At 58.4% G+C, this 19,677-nt stretch carries 11 protein-coding genes; 6 read left to right on the plus strand and 5 right to left on the minus strand.

Annotated elements, in window-relative coordinates; translation table 11 throughout:
* Positions 1–18 precede the first annotated feature (18 nt).
* Positions 19–807, plus strand: coding sequence for a DUF4394 domain-containing protein (locus ASD54_RS14435; protein ID WP_062555282.1), 789 nt, complete (start codon positions 19–21; stop codon positions 805–807).
* A gap of 9 nt (positions 808–816) precedes the next feature.
* On the opposite strand, the gene ASD54_RS14440 is transcribed toward ASD54_RS14435, so the two are convergent.
* The 3 genes from ASD54_RS14440 to ASD54_RS14450 all read right to left on the minus strand — a co-directional run bounded on the left by ASD54_RS14440 (position 817) and on the right by ASD54_RS14450 (position 6,712).
* Positions 817–1,596: a TIGR02186 family protein gene (locus ASD54_RS14440; RefSeq protein ID WP_062555488.1), complete on the minus strand. Its 780-nt coding sequence runs from the start codon at positions 1,594–1,596 to the stop codon at positions 817–819.
* Positions 1,597–1,631: 35 nt separating this feature from the next.
* On the minus strand, positions 1,632–2,558 hold the full coding sequence (locus ASD54_RS14445; protein ID WP_062555283.1) for a sulfite exporter TauE/SafE family protein: 927 nt from the start codon (positions 2,556–2,558) through the stop codon (positions 1,632–1,634).
* 254 nt (positions 2,559–2,812) lie between these two features.
* Positions 2,813–6,712 carry a peptidoglycan-binding protein gene (locus ASD54_RS14450; RefSeq protein WP_062555284.1) on the minus strand — a complete coding sequence of 1,300 codons (3,900 nt, stop codon included), beginning with the start codon at positions 6,710–6,712 and terminating at the stop codon, positions 2,813–2,815.
* A 562-nt stretch (positions 6,713–7,274) separates the two neighbouring features.
* On the opposite strand from ASD54_RS14450, the gene ASD54_RS14455 reads away from it, so the two are divergent.
* From ASD54_RS14455 to ASD54_RS14475, 5 genes are all read left to right on the plus strand, one after another.
* Positions 7,275–9,068 (plus strand): acyl-CoA dehydrogenase C-terminal domain-containing protein, encoded by a 1,794-nt coding sequence (locus ASD54_RS14455; RefSeq protein WP_062555285.1) that lies wholly within the window; start codon positions 7,275–7,277, stop codon positions 9,066–9,068.
* A gap of 126 nt (positions 9,069–9,194) precedes the next feature.
* The gene (locus ASD54_RS14460; protein WP_062555286.1) at positions 9,195–10,403 is read left to right on the plus strand and encodes an acetyl-CoA C-acetyltransferase; all 1,209 of its coding nucleotides are present in this window, start codon (positions 9,195–9,197) and stop codon (positions 10,401–10,403) included.
* A 14-nt stretch (positions 10,404–10,417) separates the two neighbouring features.
* Positions 10,418–12,631 carry a 3-hydroxyacyl-CoA dehydrogenase NAD-binding domain-containing protein gene (locus ASD54_RS14465; protein ID WP_062555287.1) on the plus strand — a complete coding sequence of 738 codons (2,214 nt, stop codon included), beginning with the start codon at positions 10,418–10,420 and terminating at the stop codon, positions 12,629–12,631.
* Between the two features lie 240 nt (positions 12,632–12,871).
* Positions 12,872–13,366 carry a hypothetical protein gene (locus ASD54_RS14470; RefSeq protein WP_062555288.1) on the plus strand — a complete coding sequence of 165 codons (495 nt, stop codon included), beginning with the start codon at positions 12,872–12,874 and terminating at the stop codon, positions 13,364–13,366.
* A 126-nt stretch (positions 13,367–13,492) separates the two neighbouring features.
* On the plus strand, positions 13,493–14,626 hold the full coding sequence (locus tag ASD54_RS14475) for a DUF4118 domain-containing protein (protein WP_062555289.1): 1,134 nt from the start codon (positions 13,493–13,495) through the stop codon (positions 14,624–14,626).
* 55 nt (positions 14,627–14,681) lie between these two features.
* Here the strand turns inward: ASD54_RS14475 and opgC are convergent, their stop codons facing one another.
* Complete coding sequence (gene opgC / locus ASD54_RS14480) at positions 14,682–15,893, minus strand: OpgC domain-containing protein (RefSeq protein ID WP_062555290.1); 1,212 nt, start codon at positions 15,891–15,893, stop codon at positions 14,682–14,684.
* A gap of 175 nt (positions 15,894–16,068) precedes the next feature.
* Entirely contained in the window at positions 16,069–19,572 is a 3,504-nt protein-coding gene (locus ASD54_RS14485) for a NahK/ErcS family hybrid sensor histidine kinase/response regulator (protein WP_062555291.1), read from the minus strand.
* Between the last annotated feature and the right edge of the window lie 105 nt (positions 19,573–19,677).

Below are 19,677 nucleotides of genomic sequence, written 5' to 3' on the forward strand. Positions count from 1 at the left end.
GTTGAATGGGAGAACGAGATGACGATGTTCAAGACACTGATGGCAGCGACTGCACTTCTCGGCGCGTCGGCTGCACCATCTCTCGCGGCGCAGGCTGTTGGCCTTGTCGGAGACAAAACGCTGGTCATGTTCGATACGGATATGCCCACTGTTTCTAAGACGGTGGAAGTTCAGGGCGTGACGAAGCTTGCGGGCATCGATCTTCGCCCGTCGAACAAGATGCTGGTTGGCGTTACCTCCGAGAACGTCATCGTCACCATTGACCCGGCCACCGGCAAGGCAACCGAAGTTGCCAAGATGGACAAGCCGCTGATGATGGGCGAGACGCCAGTTGTCGTGGACTTCAATCCCGCCGCCGATCGTCTGCGCTATATGACCGGCACGACCAATCATCGCGTCCATCCGGATACCGGCGCTGTGACCGTGGATGGCAGCCTTGCCTTCGAAGAGGGCGATATGCACAAGGGCGAAAAGCCGAACATTGTCGGTGCTGCCTATACGAATTCATTCGGCAAGCCCGAAAAAACGGCCATGTACAACATCGATGCCACCATTGGCGGGCTGATCCAGCAGACGAAGCCGAATGATGGAACGCTGAAGGCCGTCGGCAAGCTGGGCGCCGAAAAGAAGGCGGCAAGCTATGCCTTCGATGTTCACACCTCTGCAGAAGGAAAGAACACGGCCTGGCTGGTCGCAGACAATGTGCTGCACACAGTCGATCTTGAAACCGGCAAGGCGATGAAGACGGCAGAAGTCACCGGGACCAAGGGCATGATCCGCGACATCACCTTCATGCCTGCCATGTAATGCTTGCCGTCAATCCTTGCGGAACAACAGGCTGGCCCCCCAGCCTGTAACGACTGCGACCATGACACAGAACAGGCCATAGGCCAGCGGCTTCTCATGCGCCGCATCGGTAATGGCCTGTTCGAGACCAGTCTTGACCACGCGAAGAGGAAGATCCTTCTGCGCGATCAGCACGCCGCTCTTGAACAGATATGCATGCACCAGATGGACGCCGTCCGGTACATTGGCAGGTAGCCGGAGCGAAGCACGGAAAAGACTGGAGCTGACGAAGCGAACACCGGTCGTATCGTTCTGGTAGAGCCCCCCGCCAACTTTCAGGCGTCGATAGGCTTCACGAAAATCCGTCAGCTGCGCCGCATTCCCGAGATAGCCGGTTGGTGAAAGCGTCAGATGGCTGATACCGAGACCAAGCCGGTTGAGCTGTGCGACAGGCTGAATGTCGGCCAGCGGCTTTGTACTGGCGATCGAGTAAGATTCGGGCGTCTGCTCGAAGGTCATCGATTGCGTGTTCATCCAGATGCCGAAGACGCGCTCCTTGCGCCGAACGGTGGCATAATCCCGCGGTCCCTCAAGCGTTACCACCACGTCATACTGCCCGATGGCTAGAAACAGTTCGTCGGCATTCGTCAGGGCGCCGAAGACTGTGAGATCTGCACCGCGAAAATCGGACGTGATCGCGATTTCCGTTGTGGATGTGCCGATTTCCAATCCTTCTTTCACCGGAGGCAGCGCTCCCGGCAATCCCTGGGCTTTTGCTGTTGTGAATGGCAGAGCCAGCAGGCCAGCCATCAACAGGTGTCGGACGAGCGGAAGGAGGAACTGTCTCATCCGCGGCCTCCGCCTATCTGCAGCGAATAGAGATCGGCTGGGGTTATGATGAGATCGATTGCGAGGCGCACACCAACCGCCAGAACGAGAAGGGCAAGGAGGGCGCGCAATTGCTCGCCACGCAGCTTCTGGCCCACGCGAACACCATATTGTGCACCGATGACGCCTGCCACCATCAGAATGGTCGCCAGCACGATATCGACGGAATAGTTCGTCGCAGCCTGCACGATGGTCGTGTAGGCGGTCACGAAGATGATCTGAAACAGTGATGTTCCCACGACCACATTGGTTGGAATGCGCAGCAGATAGATCATGGCCGGAACCATGATGAAGCCGCCGCCCACACCCATTACGGATGTCAGAATGCCAATGCCGAACCCCAGGCCAATGACCGGGATCGCAGAGAGGTAGAGCTTGGATTTCTTGAACCGCATCTTCAGCGGAAGTCTGTGCACCCAGTTGTGCTGGCCGGGTCGCTTCAAGGTTACCGGCTGGTTCTTGGCCGCCCGACGCATGGCTCGAAGGCTTTCCATCAGCATCAGGCTGCCGATGGTCCCGAGAAAGACGACATAGAGAAGCGAGATGATGAGGTCCAACTGGCCCATTCGCCTGAGCCATGAAAAGATCCAGACGCCGACGGTCGCACCTGCCAGACCGCCGATCAAGAGCACGCTGCCGAGCTTCACATCCAGCGTTCCACGCCTGAAATGGCTGATTGCACCCGAAATCGACGAGGCGACGACCTGGTTTGCGCCGGTAGCGACAGCGACGACCGGGGGGATATTGTAGAAGATCAGAAGCGGGGTGATCAGGAAACCGCCGCCGACACCGAACATGCCGGACAGAAAGCCCACAGCTGCGCCCATGCCGAGTATGATGAAGATATTCACCGAAAGCTCTGCTATTGGCAGGTAGACTGTCACTGGAACGCCCCTGAAAACGAAAAAAGCTCCGCCGTCGCGGGCGGCTTCGCGTTAAAGCATAATCCGACCGGAGTGAACGAAGATCGACAAGATTATGCTTCACAAACAGAAAGTGGAGCGCCCGCTGCGGCGTAGCGAAAAGTCCAAGTGGCCTGCGGCGCGATCTGGGCGCCGCTAGCCTTATTCGTCATGCGTCCTGCCAGGTGGCAAGTCAAATCAAACAACTCAAAAAACTGAGATTTGTCGATTTGTCCTTAACCGGTCGATCCGCTGACCTTTGCCTGATGCTGTTCCAGCAGCTTGCGAACAAGTTCCTCGGTAATATTGCCGTCGTCAGACATGCCGTTGCTCTTCTGGAACGACTTGATGGCGGCAATCGTCTTCTTGCCCATAAGGCCATCCGGCTGTCCCGCATCATAGCCATTCTTGTTCAAGATAGCCTGAATGTTGCGGATAGCCTTGCCCATATCGATGGAGCCGGTCGAAGTCTGCGCGCCGCCGGACCATTCGGTGGGGATGTTCACGCTATTAGCGCGCTGGTCGAGAGGCTTGACCGTCCAGCTATCGGCAGCGGCTTTGGCCTTTGCAAGCTGATCCGGCTTCAGTGCCCGACCGACTTCTTCGCGCTTGTCCGCAGCATCCTTGTCTCCAGCTTTGGCCGCTACCGCAAACCACTTGTAGCTTTCCTCCAGGTTCTGGGACGTGCCGTTGCCGCGCGCAAAAAGAATGGCGAGGTTGAACTGGCTGTCCGCGATACCGAGATCGGCGGCCTTCGTGAACCAGTTGACGGCTGCCTTGTAGTCAGCGGTTCCCGTTGCTCCCGACGCATAGAGAACGGCGAGATTATGCATGGAGCTTGCATTTCCGGCGTTGGCGGCCTTCTGGTACAGGCTCATCGCCTTCGCCAGATCGCGCTCTACGCCGGTGCCTTTTTCGTAAAGACTGCCAAGACGATATTCTGCAGGCGCAAAGCCACGTTCGGCCGCCATCTGGTACCAGCGCGCCGCTTCCTTCGGGTCCTGCGGGACGCCGTTGCGGCCCTCGGTGTAGCGGGCAGCGATCTCGAACAGAGCCTGAGGATCGCCAGCTGCCGCTGCGTCGGCCAGAGATTTCTGCGCAATGACGGCCGGCACTTCGATCAAGGCTGTCGGTTTCGCAGCGGGTGCAGTCTGCGTCATCGGCGAGGCCGGAACTGCCTCGACCGGTGTGGTCGGCGCCGCCTGAGCAAGCGCCGGGGCTGGTTCCGTCACCGGAGGGAGAGGCTTTTGCGCATTTTGCTGGAGCGCCGTGCCGTCGACGACGTTGCCCGCGCTCGCTCCACTCTCGGACGAAGCGACTGTGCTGCTGGTGGCAGGTGGCAGGCTCATCTGTGCCGATGGGGTTGTCTTTGTGACAGGTGGAGGTGGCGTAATGACCTTGTCCCCGCGGGTGAGGGTATTGATCAACGGTACGGTCATCAAGACGAGCAGAACCGCACCGATAGCCATGAGAATCGGACGGCGATGACGGGTGAAGGTGCTGCGCAAGCCGCCACTCGCGGCGGACGTCGGAACCGCGGATTTGCTGCGTGCTGTCTGGGCCGGCTTCGCTCTCGATTGACCCGCCTTGGCAGGATCGGTTTCCTGCGCCGCGGCCTTTGCCGCGCGCCGCGCAGCAGCGATATAGTCAATTCGCTCATTGTCGCCGCCGGATGACGCTGTGTTGACAGCCTGGCTTGCGCGCACCCGCTCAAGGATCTTGCGGACGTCCGGCTTGCCGGAGCCCGGCTCGAGAAGATCGTTCTCATGTTCCTGAGGTACGACATCGACCGGATCGATGGAGGGCGCGGGTTCAACGAAGGTGCGTTCCGGCTGGGCAGAACGCTTGCTTTCAGTCTTGGAAGCAGGTTTCAGGCGCTTGGAAAGACTGGAGAGAAAGCCGGATTTGCCTTTCGCTTTGCCGTCTGTTTCCACCGGCTCCAAGAGGTCGTCAGTCTCGGGCTCATGATAAACCGGCGCGGTTTCGCGCATCAGTTCTTCCGTATTGCGCGCAAGAACTCTGGGCTCTGGTTCCACCGGGGATGGCGCAGCCATTGGCGCACGGATAGCGGACTGCGGTTCGAAAGCCCCTGGCGACGAGTAGGAGGACGCCGCGCGCGAAGAGAAGTGGTCCTCCATCTTGTCCAGACGGCCCGCGATCTGAACCAGCGTGCGATGCAGGCTGTCGAACGTGGTTTGCGTGCGTTCATCCGAGGCGCGAGCAAGTTGTTCCAGATGCCGCAGATCCTCTGCCAGCCCCAGGAACTGCGCCGGGTCTGACCCAGTGCCTCCCGCCGTCGTTCCCGCGGGCGTTTTGCGATAGGCTTCCACCACTGTTTCTGCAGCCTGGCGGGCAGCCTCGAGAATGTATTCGTCGCTGGTCGCCAGATAATTCTCGATGGAGGCCATGCGCTGATCGAGATCGGCAGGCAAGCCGGCCTGCTCACGCGGAGCCCTCTGCATCATGCTGGTCAGATCGGCGATCTGCTTTTCAAGATGGGAAAGACCCCGCATGTCTCCAGCGGGACTGCGCGCAGTCTCGCTTAGACGCTCCGCGATTTCGTCCAGACGCTGCTCCAGCCGATCAATGGAGCTGCCGTCATTCAGCAGGCTCCGGTTACCGGATTGGGCGCGGTGCAGATGGTCTATGCGGGCGGCGAGATCGTCGAGGCGCGCCACCAGCTGATCCGCTGGCTGCTCGTGCATTGCATCGATGCGGCGGGAAAGATCGGCCAGGTAGCCGGTCAATTCGGTCTGGTTGTTACGGCCGAGGCTCGCAACCACTTCCTCCAGCTTTTCCTCGATTCGCTGGGTTTCCTGAACCTGCGAAAGGCTTTCGAATTTTTCCGTCAGGTAGCTCATTCGCTCTTCAAGACGACGGAAGGCGGCCTGTTCTTCAGCGCTATCGCGCACCCGACTGTTGCTGGCAACGGCCCGGCTGATTTCGTCCAGACGCTGATCGACCTGCGAAAAATGATCATAGACCGTGTCCGGCAGCGGCGAGCGTGTGCCGAGATCCTCGATCACGGCTGCCAGCATCAGCACTTTGTCTTCCAGTGCGCGCAGGGCAGGGCTGTCCGACATCGTGCCGAGTTCGGCCTTGATGCCGTCGATGCGGTAAGCGAGCGCGATGAGCTCTTTCTGGATACCTTGCGTGTCGATGTCCTGGATACGATCCTCAAGCTCGTTCCAGCGGACTTCCATGCGGTGGACGCTTTCCTCGCGCGCCAGCCCATCCATCATAGCGCGAAGCTCATAGAGTTCGCCTTGAAGGCGCTGTGAACCTTCCGGCGCCTGATGATGCATGTCCTCTACGATCTGGGCCAGACGGGCCAGTTCGCTCCGCAGTTCATCGGGAAGGCGCCGATCGGCGGAGAGATCGCGGATCGCGTGGATTTCATGGCGCACATGCTCCATCTCGCGGGAAATTCCCTCGGAGATGTCCTGCTTCAAATCCTGACGCAGCATTTGCAGCGCACCGACAAGATCGCCCACGCTATACTCCGGTGCAGCCGCCGTACGATGACGACGGTGCTCTTCCGGGTGGTGAGCCTCAGAACGACGTTCCTCGGTCCGCCGCGGCTCGCGGTGCCGCTGCTCGGAGGGGGCTTCGCGGTAGGCCTGCGGTTCTCTGTAGTCGCGCTCGCTCGCTCGCTCGTCTAGATGTCTTGCGGGGCTGCGCATTGCCGGTGCTTCCGGCTGACGCTGAGCCTGCATGGACGGGCGGGGCGCCGGTCGGTCCGACGGAGGCAAATAGACGTTGCGGTTTTCTTGCAGCGATGCGTGGGCTGCCCGGTGTGCCGGAGCTCTTTGTTCCTGCCGGAGGCTTTCCTCACTGCGAGCAGTCTCCTGCCTGCGTTGCTGATCGCGCTCATCCTGTCGCTGGCGAGGCTGTTCGTGCGCAGGCTGATCGCCTCGCTGATCACGCGTGCGCTCGCCGCGCTCGTTAGGACGCTCATTGCCAAGGGAACGCTGGCGCTGACGAATTTCGTTCAGGAGATCCTTGTCGATCCGCGGCTCGCGGCCGGACGCCTTGAGCAAGCCTTCAATGCGCGCTTCCAGATTGTCGATGGTCTTGTTCAACGCATCGAGAGAGCGTTCCCCGCGCGGATTTTGATTCAGGCGTGATCCGTTCATGTCTAGCTCGCTCGCTTTCCGCTGCGCAACGTTCCGTCAGGTCTGCTGATCCTCACGTCCAGCATCCTGGTCGGCTGACGATAGACTTCGCGCGCATTCTAGGGCTTTAGCCGCCGAACCTTGTTCAGGGCTTGCCCGCGCGCGAAACTGCATTGCGCCGCAGACCGAAGCGCTGGATCTTCGGTCAGGATTCACCTTTCGCGAAACGTAGTTAATACTGTGTTAACAGGCAGGCGTATGAGGCTGGCAAGTTTGTGATTTGGCAGGAACAGTGCTCTGAAATGGCGAGCGGAATATGTGCCTGAGATAATACATTCACTCATCGGTCCTTCACCTTTGCACGTGATGATCGACAGCGCTCGTCTGTCGCGAATCAGGCAATATGCGTTGGAGGCAGCGCGGGAGGCTGCGCAACCGCAAGGAGCCGTCGATCCGGGGCAAACCTCTGTCGAAGATTTTATCGCGCCGAGACACATTGCTGGATTGACGTTTACGCGCACGTCAATATTTTAGGAGCACAAATGCCGGTCAAGTCCGGCCGCTGATCTGGAGGAGTTCGCGAATGCCTGTCTTCAAGGCCCCTGTCGCCGATACACTGTTTATCCTGAATGACGTGCTCGGCATCGAGCGCTACAACAATCTACCGGGTTTTGCCGATGCGACCCCGGAAATGATCGACGCGATTGCGAGTGAAGCAGCCAAGCTTTCCGAGGAAGTGCTGTTTCCGGTCAACTATTCTGGCGACCAGGAAGGTTGTGTGCGTGCCGACGATGGCACGGTGAAGACCCCGAAGGGCTTCAAGCAGGCCTATGACGCCTATTGCGAAGGTGGCTGGATCGGTCTGGCCGTGCCGGAAGAGTTCGGCGGGCAGGGATTGCCCTATACGCTGCATGCGGCGGTTGGCGAATATACCTCCGCTGCCAACATGTCGCTCATGATGTATCCGGGCCTGACGCAAGGCGCTATTGCCGCGATCCTCGTTCACGGCAATGACGAGCAGAAGCAGACCTATCTGCCGAAGATGGTGGAGGGCAAATGGTCCGGTACCATGAACCTGACCGAACCCCATTGCGGCACCGATCTGGGCCTGCTGCGCACCAAGGCCGTGCCAAATGGCGATGGCACCTACAAGATATCCGGCCAGAAGATTTTCATCTCCGCTGGCGAACACGACATGACGGACAATATCGTCCATCTGGTTCTCGCCCGTATCGAAGGCGCACCTGCTGGCACCAAGGGTATTTCGCTGTTCATTGTGCCGAAGTACATCGTCAAGGAAGATGGCTCGCTCGGAGAGCGCAACAAGGTCGTCTGCGGTGCCATCGAGCACAAGATGGGTATTCACGGCAACGCCACCTGCGTAATGAATTATGACGAGGCGACCGGCTATCTCATCGGGGCGGAGAACAAGGGCCTCAACGCCATGTTCGTGATGATGAACGAAGCGCGTCTGGGCGTTGGCCTTCAGGGGCTGGCGATTTCCGAAATCGCCTATCAGAACGCCGTCGCCTACGCCAAGGACCGCATTCAGGGACGTTCGCTCTCCGGCCCCAAGGCTCCGGAAAAGGCTGCCGATCCGATTATCGTTCATCCGGATATTCGCCGGACCCTGATGACGATCAAGTCGTTCAACGAGGCCGGCCGCGCCTTCATGCTGTGGACCGCGCTGAAGTCGGACATTGCCCATCGTTCGTCTGACGCCAAGGAACGTCAGGATGCCGACGATCTGCTGGGTCTTGCCACGCCGATCCTGAAGGGCGTGCTGACCGACAAGGGCTTCGATCACGCCGTGATGGCGCAGCAGGTCTATGGCGGCCATGGCTACATCGAAGAATGGGGCATGAGCCAGTATGTGCGCGACGCCCGTATCGCCATGATCTACGAGGGCGCCAACGGCATCCAGGCGCTCGATCTGGTTGGCCGCAAGCTCGCCCTGAATGGTGGTCGCGCTGTGATGGCAGCCTTCAAGGAAATCGGCGATTTCTGCGAGGAAAACCGCTCGAACGAGGCGATGGCGCCCTACACCAAGGCCCTGAAAAAGGGCTTGAACGACCTGCAGGCCTCCACCATGTGGTTCATGCAGAACGCCATGGCAAAGCCCGATAACGCGGGTGCCGGATCGACGGACTACATGCACCTCTTCGGTCTGGTGATGCTGGGCTATATGTGGGCGAAGATGGCCAAGTCTGCGCAGGATCTTCTGGCAGCGGGCGATGAGCGCACGGATTTCCTCAACGCCAAGCTCGTTACCGCCCGGTTCTACATGGACAAGATCATGCCGGAAACGGCCCTGCGCAAGGTTCGTATCGAAGCAGGCAGCGACACGCTGATGGAACTGGCCGCCGAAGCGTTCTAAGCTCGCGACCGGCAAGATGCGCTCTCCCCGTTGCGGGGAGGGCAGCTTCAATAATGCTCCATAGGCCATGACCCCCTGTCATGGCAAAAAAATGACAGGCGCCCGGGCGCCCAAGGGAGAGAGACAATGACCGAAGTCTATATCTATGACCATGTGCGCACCCCGCGTGGCCGTGGCAAGAAGGACGGTTCGCTGCATGAAGTGCCGTCCGTCCGTCTGGCAGCCAAGACACTGGAAGCCATTCGTGACCGAAACGGCCTGGACACTGCCAATGTCGACGACATCATCATGGGTTGCGTCGATCCGGTCATGGATGCTGGCGCCGTTATCCCGAAGGCTGCGGCATTCGAGGCTGGCTACTCGACCAAGGCTCCCGGCATGCAGATCTCGCGCTTTTGCGCGTCCGGTCTCGATGCTGTGAACTTTGCCGCTGGAAAAGTGGCAGCAGGCTCGGATGACATCGTTATCGCCGGTGGCGTTGAAAGCATGTCGCGTGTTGGCATGGGCATGTCCGGCGGTAGCTGGTACATGGACCCCTCGGTCAACTTTCCCGGCTATTTCATGCCGCAGGGCGTATCTGCCGATCTGATCGCCACCAAATACGGCTTCTCCCGCGATGACGTCGATGCCTATGCGGTGGAAAGCCAAAAGCGCGCCGCGCACGCCTGGGAGCAGGGCTATTTCAAGAATTCCGTCATCCCCGTGAAGGATCAGAACGGACTCATCATTCTGGATCGTGACGAGCACATGCGTCCCGGCACCGATATGCAGGCGCTGGCTTCGCTGAACGCATCCTTCCAGATGCCGGGCGAAATGGGTGGCTTCGAGGCGGTTGGTCTGCAGGCCCACCCCGAAGTCGAGCGGATCAATTACGTTCACCATGCGGGCAACTCTTCCGGGATCGTTGATGGCGCCGCCGCCGTTCTTGTCGGCTCGAAGGCTGGTGGCCAGACGATGGGCTTGAAGCCGCGCGCGCGCATCCGTGCCTTCGCCAATATCGGTTCCGATCCGGCTCTCATGCTGACCGGTCCGGTCGATGTGACCGAGAAGCTTCTGAAAAAGACCGGCATGTCGATTTCCGATATCGACCTTTTCGAACTGAACGAAGCCTTCGCCGCCGTCGTGCTGCGTTATCTTCAGGCTTTCGAGATCGATCACGCCAAGATGAACGTCAATGGCGGTGCGATCGCCATGGGTCATCCGCTGGGCGCGACCGGTGCGATGATCCTCGGCACGGTTCTGGATGAGCTGGAGCGCCGCGATCTGAACACCGCGCTGGTCACCCTCTGCATCGGTGCAGGTATGGGTACGGCAACGGTTATCGAACGCGTTTGAGAGGGGGAACGGCCATGACTTACAAGAATTTCACCATCGAAACCGATGCAGATGGCATTGCCCTCATCACCTGGGACATGCCGGACAAGAGCATGAACGTGTTCACCGAAGAGGTGATGAACGAAATTGATGCCATCGTCGATCAGGTGGTTGCCGATGCCGCAGTCAAAGGCGTTGTCTTCACCTCCGGCAAGTCGACCTTTTCGGGCGGCGCAGACCTCACCATGATCCGCAGCATGTTCAGCCTTCTTCAGGAGGAACAGGCAAAGAACCCGGATACGGCGATGCAAAAGCTGTTCGACGTTGCAGGCCGCATGAACTGGCTGTGGCGCAAGATCGAAACCTGCGGCAAGCCGTGGGTCTCGGCTATCAACGGCGTCTGCATGGGCGGCGCATTCGAACTGTCGCTCGCCTGCCATGGCCGCGTGGCGTCCAATGCCAAGTCGGTCAAGCTGGCGCTGCCGGAAGTCAAGGTCGGCATCTTCCCCGGTGCCGGTGGCACGCAGCGCGTCGCGCGTCTTGCCAACACGCAGGATGCGCTTCAGATGATGACGACCGGCCAGACTTTGACGCCGCAGCGCGCCAAGGCCATGAACCTCGTGCATCAGGTGGTAGAGCCCGATCAGCTGATCCCGGCGGCCAAGCAGATGATCAAGGATGGCCTGAAGCCGGTTGCCCCTTGGGATGAAAAGGGCTTCAAGGTTCCCGGCGGTGGCATCTGGACGCCTGCCGCAGCCCAGCTCTGGCCAGCCGCTCCGGCGATCCTGCGTCGCGAAACCGCGGGCAACTATCCGGGTGCTCTCGCCATCCTGAAGTGCGTTTATGAAGGCCTGCAGGTTCCCTTCGACACGGGCCTGAAGATCGAACAGCGCTATTTCACGCAGGTGCTGCGCTCCACCGAAGCCTTCTCGATGATCCGCTCGCTTTTCATTTCCATGCAGGAACTGGGCAAGGGTGCCCGTCGTCCGGCAGGCGTGGAAAAGAAGAAGCTCGAAAAGATCGGCGTCGTCGGCGCTGGCTTCATGGGCGCTTCCATCGCCTATGTGTCGGCTGCGGCTGGTATTGCCGTCTCGCTGATCGACCGCGATGACGAGGCAGCAGCCAAGGGCAAGGCCGTTTCCGAAAAGCTGGTGGCCGATAGCGTCGCAAAGGGCCGTATGTCGAAGGAAGATGGCGAAAAGCTGCTTTCCCTCATCACGCCCACGGCTGACTATTCCACGCTTTCGGATGTCTCGCTTGTCGTGGAGGCGGTGTTCGAAGATCGTCAGGTCAAGAAGGACGTGATCGAGAAGGTTGAGGCCGTGCTGCCGGAAACGGCAATCTTCGCCTCGAATACGTCGACACTGCCGATTACGGGTCTGGCGAAGAATTCGAAGCGTCCGAAGCAGTTCATCGGCGTCCACTTCTTCTCGCCGGTCGAGAAGATGATGTTGACGGAAGTCATCGTCGGGGAAGAAACCGGTGACGAGGCGCTTGCTGTTGCTCTGGATTACGTATCGCAGATCAAGAAGACGCCCATCGTCGTCAACGATACGCGTGGCTTCTACGTCAACCGCTGCGTCTTCCGCTACATCAACGAAGCCTATGACATGCTGATCGAGGGTGTTCCGGCAACGATGATCGAAAACGCTGCCAAGATGGCTGGCATGCCGGTTGGCCCGCTGTCTCTCAACGACGAAGTGGCTGTCGATCTTTCCCAGAAGATCATGAAGGCCTCGATAGCTGATCTTGGTGAAGCCTCGGTGAAGCCGGAGCATATGGCGCTGGTCAACAAGCTCGTGGATGATCTCGATCGTCGCGGTCGCAAGAACGGCAAGGGCTTTTACGAATACCCCGCCAAGCCTGCGAAGAAGTTCCTGTGGCCGGGCCTGAAGGATCTCTACAGCCAAAAGCATGCCTCCGAAGTGGATGTAAATGTGCTGAAGCAGCGCCTGTTGGTCACCATCGCGCTTGAGGCTGCGCGCACGGTGGAAGAGGGCATCGTGACCGATCCGCGTGAGGCAGACGTGGGCTCCATTCTCGGCTTCGGTTTTGCCCCTTATACCGGCGGTACCCTGTCCTATATCGACGGTATGGGCGTGAAGACTTTCGTTGCTCTCTGCGAGAAGCTTGCCGCTCAATATGGCGATCACTTCAAGCCGACGCCGCTGCTGCTCGATATGGCTGCCAAGGGCGAGACCTTCTACACGCGCTTCAACCCTTATGGAGCCGAACAAAAGGCTGCGTAATACTAGCGACAGTCGTCTTGCGAATAGGCCTCCTCGTGGGGCCTATTTTTTTGCCCAGGTTGTAGTTACGCTGAAATTGATACTTAATCGCAAATAGCGTTTCTATGGATATTTGTTGATCTTGAAGAAATTGTTCATCTTGCTGACAGCATCGGTGTTATAGCAATAAGACGAACGAGCATCATCGGCACCAAGAGGTTCTCGTCCCCGCCAGTTATATTTCCACGAAGGAACCATCCCGTGAAGAAGCTTTTCGCTGCTGCCGCTGTGGCCGCTCTGTTGTTCCCTGCTGCTTCGTTCGCCGAGACGCTCGCTTTCCCAAGCGACAAGCCTGTTGCTAGCATTACCATTCCTGATAGCTGGAACCCGGAAGAAACAGACACCGGTATCCAGGCAACCTCTTCGGATGAAGCAATCTATCTCGCAATCGACGTAGCGGACGCGGCAGATGCAGGCAAGGTGGTCGATGAGGCCATCAAGTTCCTGGACAAGAACGGCGTCAAGGTCGATGAATCCACCCAGAAGCAGTCTGAAGACACCATCAACGGCATGAAGATGATGAACTTCGATTGGTCGGGCAAGGACAAGGACGGTCCGGTCAACATCGGTCTGTCCGTTCTCGCGCCGTCTGCAAACAAGGTTCTTCTCATCACCTACTGGGGCACCAAGGGCGAGCAGGAAAAGCATGCGCAGGATCTGATCGGTATAATTTCTTCGCTGAAGCCAGCCAAGTAATCGATGATCGATTGATAGTGAAGTCTCTCCCCTCTGCCTTGCGGCGGAGGGGTTTTTCTTTGGGATGCCGCTTACGCCCATCCTTAAAATCGGATACATGACAGAGGGTGACAGCAGGAAGCGTAAATGAGTAATCTTGCCGACGAGCAGTATGGTCCTGACCCATCGTCCTTGCCTGTAACGGACGACCCCAATCTGCGCTTTGCTGCCAGGGATGGCCGTTTGGTGCGATTGCTGTCACAGCTTCCAGCCTTCCGTTCCACTCTGAAAACGCCGGAACCGAGAGAAATTGCGATTGCCTATGTGGCATCCCTAGTCATCGAGGCAGTCGCTGTCTGGGCGCGTTTCGCGGTGGATTCCTATCTGCCCGCAGGTTTCCCTTACCTCACATTTTTCCCGGCAGTGATCCTGACTGGTTTTGTCTTTGGAATGCTGCCGGCCATATTGAATGCTTGCATCTCGGCGTTCGTAGCCTGGTACTTTTTCATTCCGCCAATTGAAAGTTTTGGCTTGAATGCCCAGTCCTTCACCGCGCTGGCATTCTTCTTTCTTGTCATAGCGATTGACCTGGGTCTTTTGCGGCTCCTGCTATCGGCCTATGCTGAACAGCAGCGAGCCAAGGAGGATCTGACCCGGCACCTGCAGATGCAGCAATTGATCTCCGATGAAGTTGATCATCGGCTCAAGAACCTCTTGGCTACAACAAGTGGCCTCATCACGCTTTCGCAACGCTACGCTACAACTCCGCAGGAACTGGGTACGCAATTGAGAAAGCGCATTCAGGCCATGGGGCATTCGATCTCGCTGTTGCGCGGTTCTCTTTCCGGCGAGACGACATCAATGCGGGATACGATCCTCTCTGCAGTGGAGCCGCTCGGCCTGACCTCTGGCGATCGACTGTCGCTAGAGGGGCCAACCCTCAAGCTCAATGCTTCTTCCATTATTTCGCTGAGCCTCATCCTGCATGAACTTGGTACCAACGCCTTCAAATATGGAGCGTTGGCGCAGGAGAGGGGTTCGATCAAGGTCAGCTGGGAGTTTTGTGAGGCTCCGAAACAGGCAGACCGTGAAGAGCGCTGGCTGCAATTGATCTGGGAAGAGCAGGGGGCAACCGGGGTTGAAGCTCCCACGCGTAGTGGCTTTGGCACGGACCTGGTGCGACGGCTTGCAACGGGTTTTGGTGCTCCCTGTACCCTCGACTATCGTCCGGAGGGGCTGCGCGCAGTCTTTCCGATGCGAAGAGACTCAGTGCTTGCGTGATAACAGGAAAAGGCGGCATTCGCCGCCTTGACCAGTTTCGCAGGGTTCGCGGCGGTCAGGCCTTCTTGCCAGCTGCGACCTTCACAGGCGCCGTAGAGCCGCCCATCGGAAGCCATTTGTCGCGCTCGCGCCAGAGCGCAGGTATTGCCAGGAGTCCGATGCACGAGAAGGCGATAGCCGTTTTCGTCAGTTCGGACAGTTCCGGTGTACGACCGTCGAAATAGTAGACGGCATAGACGATGCCGACATGCCAGACGTAGACATAAAGCGAGTGACGTCCGAGCAACTGCAGGAACTTCAGCGACAGAACCCAGATGATGCCATTCGCGATACGGCGGACCCACAGGGCCGGATGCTTGGGTCCGGCAATGATCATCCATGTCATAAGCGTGGCAGCCGCGACAAAGTTGATCAGATAGACTGGACCGAAATCGGCGCGAATTTCCATCGTCGCGAACTTGGCCACGAGGTCGCCTGGCATCAGGCCATGGGCGGTCATGATGCGAAGCGGCAGGAAGAAGGCGCAGATCAGCACGCAGATCGTCGGGATGAACGTATTTTTCGGCGAGAAGATACCCGTCCAGTTGATCTTGTTCAGCGACGTCATGGCGCCGAGAACAAGACCGGAATAGAAGACGATCTGCCAGCCAAACAGGTTGAAGGACGCGCGGATGCCCTGTTCGTCAGGACGCAGGAAAAATTCGTTGATCGGGCCTGTCACCAGCTTCTGCAGGCCGAGCTGTCCGGCCATCCACAGGATGAGCGAACCAGCCATCACATGGGCCCACTTGCCGTCGATAACGAGCTTCACCAGCATCGGCGCAAACAGCATGTAGATGATGTATTGCGGCAGGATATCCATGAAGGTCGGCTGGAACACGAAGGTGGCGATTGCCGCAAGGCGTAGCGGGTCGTCGAATGTCGTGTAGCCTAGCCAGTTGTACCAGACATAGTAAGCGCCGGGCAGGAACATTTGTGCTGCCAGCACGCAGATTACGATCCCCATCGCATACCGATAGAGCTCGAAAGCGCGTGAATAGATCGCCTGACGTCCAGCTGCATAGCCGTTCTTGACCATCTTTCGCACGTAGACCATGCCGATCAAAAGACCAGATAGAAAGACAAAGCCTTGCGCGTCTTCCACGAAGGCCAACTGGTTGTGATTGATGTTCACCAGCCAATAGCCGCCGGCGAATACGAGGTGATTGATCAGCATGAAGACGAGGAAATATCCTCGCATTCCATCGATGAGATCATAGCGTTTCATCGTTCGCATTCTCCTTGGGCGGCACTGATCGCTTTTGCAATCGGTCCGGTGGGCCTCTTCGGGCTGGATGATGAGGCTCTTAACGCGCACTCGGTGGAGCGGTTCCCCGGTGCGGCGTCTATTGTGATTTGGAGATTGTCACAAGTGTGTCATGAACCGTGAGTGAATGTCACGTTCACTCTGCAGCAGCTCGGCGCAAGCCGGCGATCTGCGTGATATACGCGCGCAACGCGGCAGGCTTCACAGGCTTGTGCTGAAGACCAAGACCATATTTTTCGGCTTCTGCGCGCACTTCGGGGGTTCGATCCGCGGTGATCACCAGTCCAGGAACGGCAGCCCCCAGGAGCTTTCGCAGCGTCAGGATTGCATCAATTCCTGTCTCGTCGTCGAGATGATAATCCGCAATCACGATATCGGGAGGGGAACTGCGGTCCGGATACAGTGTGTCCAGATCCGAGACGCTTTTGGCGGTCAGCACTGTACATCCCCAGCCGGACAACAGGAGCTGCATTCCTTCCAGAATACGAGGTTCGTTGTCGATGCAGAGGATTCGCAAACCAGACAACGGCTGTGCCGCGACACGAGATACGGCATCTTTGCGTGGCTTTGCCAGGGTCACCAGTTCACGCGGCATTCTGACCCGAAAGATGGTGCCACGCCCGGGTGTCGATGCGAGCTCGACCGGATGCGACAGCACCCGGGAAATTCGATCGACGATGGAAAGTCCAAGACCGAGGCCGGTCGCTGTTCTTGCACCTTCGTCCAGCCGGGTGAACTCCTTGAACACGGTTTTGAACTTCGAGGAAGGAATGCCGATGCCGGAATCGACGACATCGATGACGACCTCGTTTCCGCGCCGACGGGCACCCACGAGAACCTTGCCGCTGACCGTGTATTTGATCGCATTGGAAACGAGGTTCTGGACGAGGCGCCGTAAAAGATTTGGATCAGTTCGTACCGAAAGGCTGGTAGGCAGAACCTTGAACTTCAGGTTCTTCTCTCGCGCGATCGGTGCAAAGTCCGTTTCGATTTTCTGGAAAAGCTCGCCAAGAGCAACCGTCGCCATTCGCGGCTTCATGGCACCCGTATCCAGTCTCGAGATGTCGAGGACAGCGCCAAGAATACTTTCGACGGACTCCAGCGCTGAGTCGATGTTTCGAACCATCTGGCTGTTTTCCGATTCGCCCAGTCTTTCGACAAGCGAGGAGGAGTAGAGGCGCGCGGCATTGAGCGGCTGCAAGATGTCATGGCCAGCCGCCGCAAAGAAGCGCGTCTTGCCGAGATTGGCTTCGTCGGCGGCGGCTCTGGCCTCGGCCAGCGCGCGATTCACGCGCGTGAGTTCTGCCGTACGCTCCTCCACGCGCTGCTCCAGCGTTTCATTTGCCTGCTTCAGGGCCTGCGCTGCGGCAACCCGTTCCGTCATATCCGTGAAGGTCGCAACGATGCCGTGGTCGGGCATCGTGTTCGAGCGCACTTCGATAATGCGCTCTCCGCCTCGCAATACCAGCGAGAACGGCATGTCGAGCGTCTTGATCCGTGCAATCACCGTATCGACATCGTCACCGGCGATGTGGCCGCGCTCAGCCAGAATGTCGATGATGTCCCGCAGAGGATATCCCACCTGTCCTACCTGTTCCGGCAGGTCCAGCAGAATCCGGAAGCGACGATTCCAGATCGCCAGCTTGTCGGAACTGTCGAAGACGGCAACACCTTGATCCATCTGCGAGAGAGCAGTCTGAAGAATGTCCTGATTGTATTGCAGCGCTTCGGACGCCTGATCCAGCAGCCATGCCGTATCGGCATTCGCGTCTTCCGCCTTCTGCATCAGAATGGAAAGAACCAGTCTTGCGGAAGAGGAGCCGATCGCGCTTCCCAGAAGCTGCTCCGAAAAATGGATCAAGGCCATATCGGCAGCCGTGTCGTCCGATAGCTTGCGCCCAAGCGTGTTCTCGTAGTTGGCAAATGAGCGCCGCATACGCTCGTTACCGAGATAGCGCGCAATGGCAGCCTTCAGATCTCCCACGCTGACGCGTGTCTTCCAGCCTCGTGTCGCAAACTGCGAGCGCGACTGACGCTTGACGAATATGCCCGCCTGGATCCGCTCGACGGGTCGTGGATTGCGCGACAAGGAACCGACGACGAAGGCAAGACAGTTGATCAGCAGGCTGAGCACGACGCCATTGACCAGCGGATCGGAATGCGAGCCGGAGAACAGGTTGGTTCCGGGGACAAGAAAATTGAGGATGGTGGCCGCAAGCTGCGAGTTGTCCGTTCCTCCCAGGCTTGGCAGGAACAGGAGGTAGGCCCAGGCCAGAAAGCCCAGTGACATTCCAACGATCGCACCCCGAGCATTTGCTCGTCGCCAGAACAGGCCGCCAAGCAGGGAGGGCGCAATCTGTGCCGTTGCGGCAAAGGCCAGCAGACCGATGGAAGCCAGACCCGTCTCGCTGTCTCCCGCCCGATAATAGGCATAACCTAGTAGAAGGACGGCGAAGATGGCGGTCCGGCGTATGCGCAAGAGCGGTTTGGCGAAATCCGCCCGGTCGTCGCTTGATACCATCAGCTTTCGACGCAGGAAGATCGGCAAGACAATATCGTTGGAGATCATGATCGAGAGGGCAACGGACTCGACGATGACCATCGCGGTGGCGGCGCTGAAGCCGCCGATGAAGGCAATCAGGGTAATGATCGGCAGATGGTTGGAGAGTGGCAGCTGCAGGACGTAGAGGTCCATATTGCCCGTGCCGCCGAAAGTAATCAGGCCGCCGATGGCCACAGGCAGCACGAAGATATTGATCGCGATTAGATAGAGTGGCAGCAGCCAGCTGGCGCGCCGCATTTCGCCAGCTGTGCGGTTTTCGACCACCGTGACATGGAACTGTCGCGGCAGCATGATGATGGCAAAGGCGGAAAGTCCAATCAGGAGAAGCCAGCGCGACAGCGGCGTCTCATACTGAAGCGCGGCCTCCACCAGCATGCTTTCCGATGCCTTGTGCCATAGATCCAGTGGCCCATCAAAGATGAGAAAAATCACCGCCAGACCGATGGTGAGAAAAGCAATGAGCTTCACCACCGATTCCATGGCGACGGCCAGGATCAAGCCATCCTGATGTTCTGTCGCATCCGTATGCCGTGTACCGAACATCACTGCGAACACGGCCATCAGCAGAGTAACGACCAGTGCCAGATCGATGAAATGAAGATTGCCGCTGCCAAGGCCGAAGGCGGACGGATCCACCATGGCGGCAACGGAACTCGACACCGCCTTGAGCTGGAGCGCGATGTAGGGGATCGCGCCAATCAGCGAGATGAGTGCGACGAGAAGAGCGACGCCGGAATTCTTGCCATAGCGCGCGGCGATGAAGTCCGCCACCGATGTCAGCTTCTCCGCCTTCGCCAGTTCGACGATGCGGCGAACGAGTGGCATGAGAAGCGTGAAAGCGATGATGGGACCAATATAGATCCCGGTGAATTCGAGGCCCTTCTGAGCTGCCAGTCCAACGCCGCCGAAATAGGTCCAGGATGTACAATAGACTGCAAGGCTCAACGCGTAGACCGCAGGCCGTCCGCCGGAGCGTGTACCCAAGCGTCTGCTCCTGCGGTCACCATAGCTTGCTACGGCAAACAGCAGGAGAATATAGCCGCATGCGGACAGAACGATGATCCAGCCGGGCAGCATTGCACCTCCGCCTTGGCATGACGCCAACCTCTTGAGCGACGATACTAGGCGAAAAGCGGCGGCTTGGAAATGAATGCGACCTTGGCAAAAAGTACTAGACCGGAG

It is taken from the genome of Rhizobium sp. Root149 (genome assembly GCF_001427345.1).
GTDB classification, from domain to species: Bacteria; Pseudomonadota; Alphaproteobacteria; order Rhizobiales; family Rhizobiaceae; genus Neorhizobium; species Neorhizobium rhizoryzae.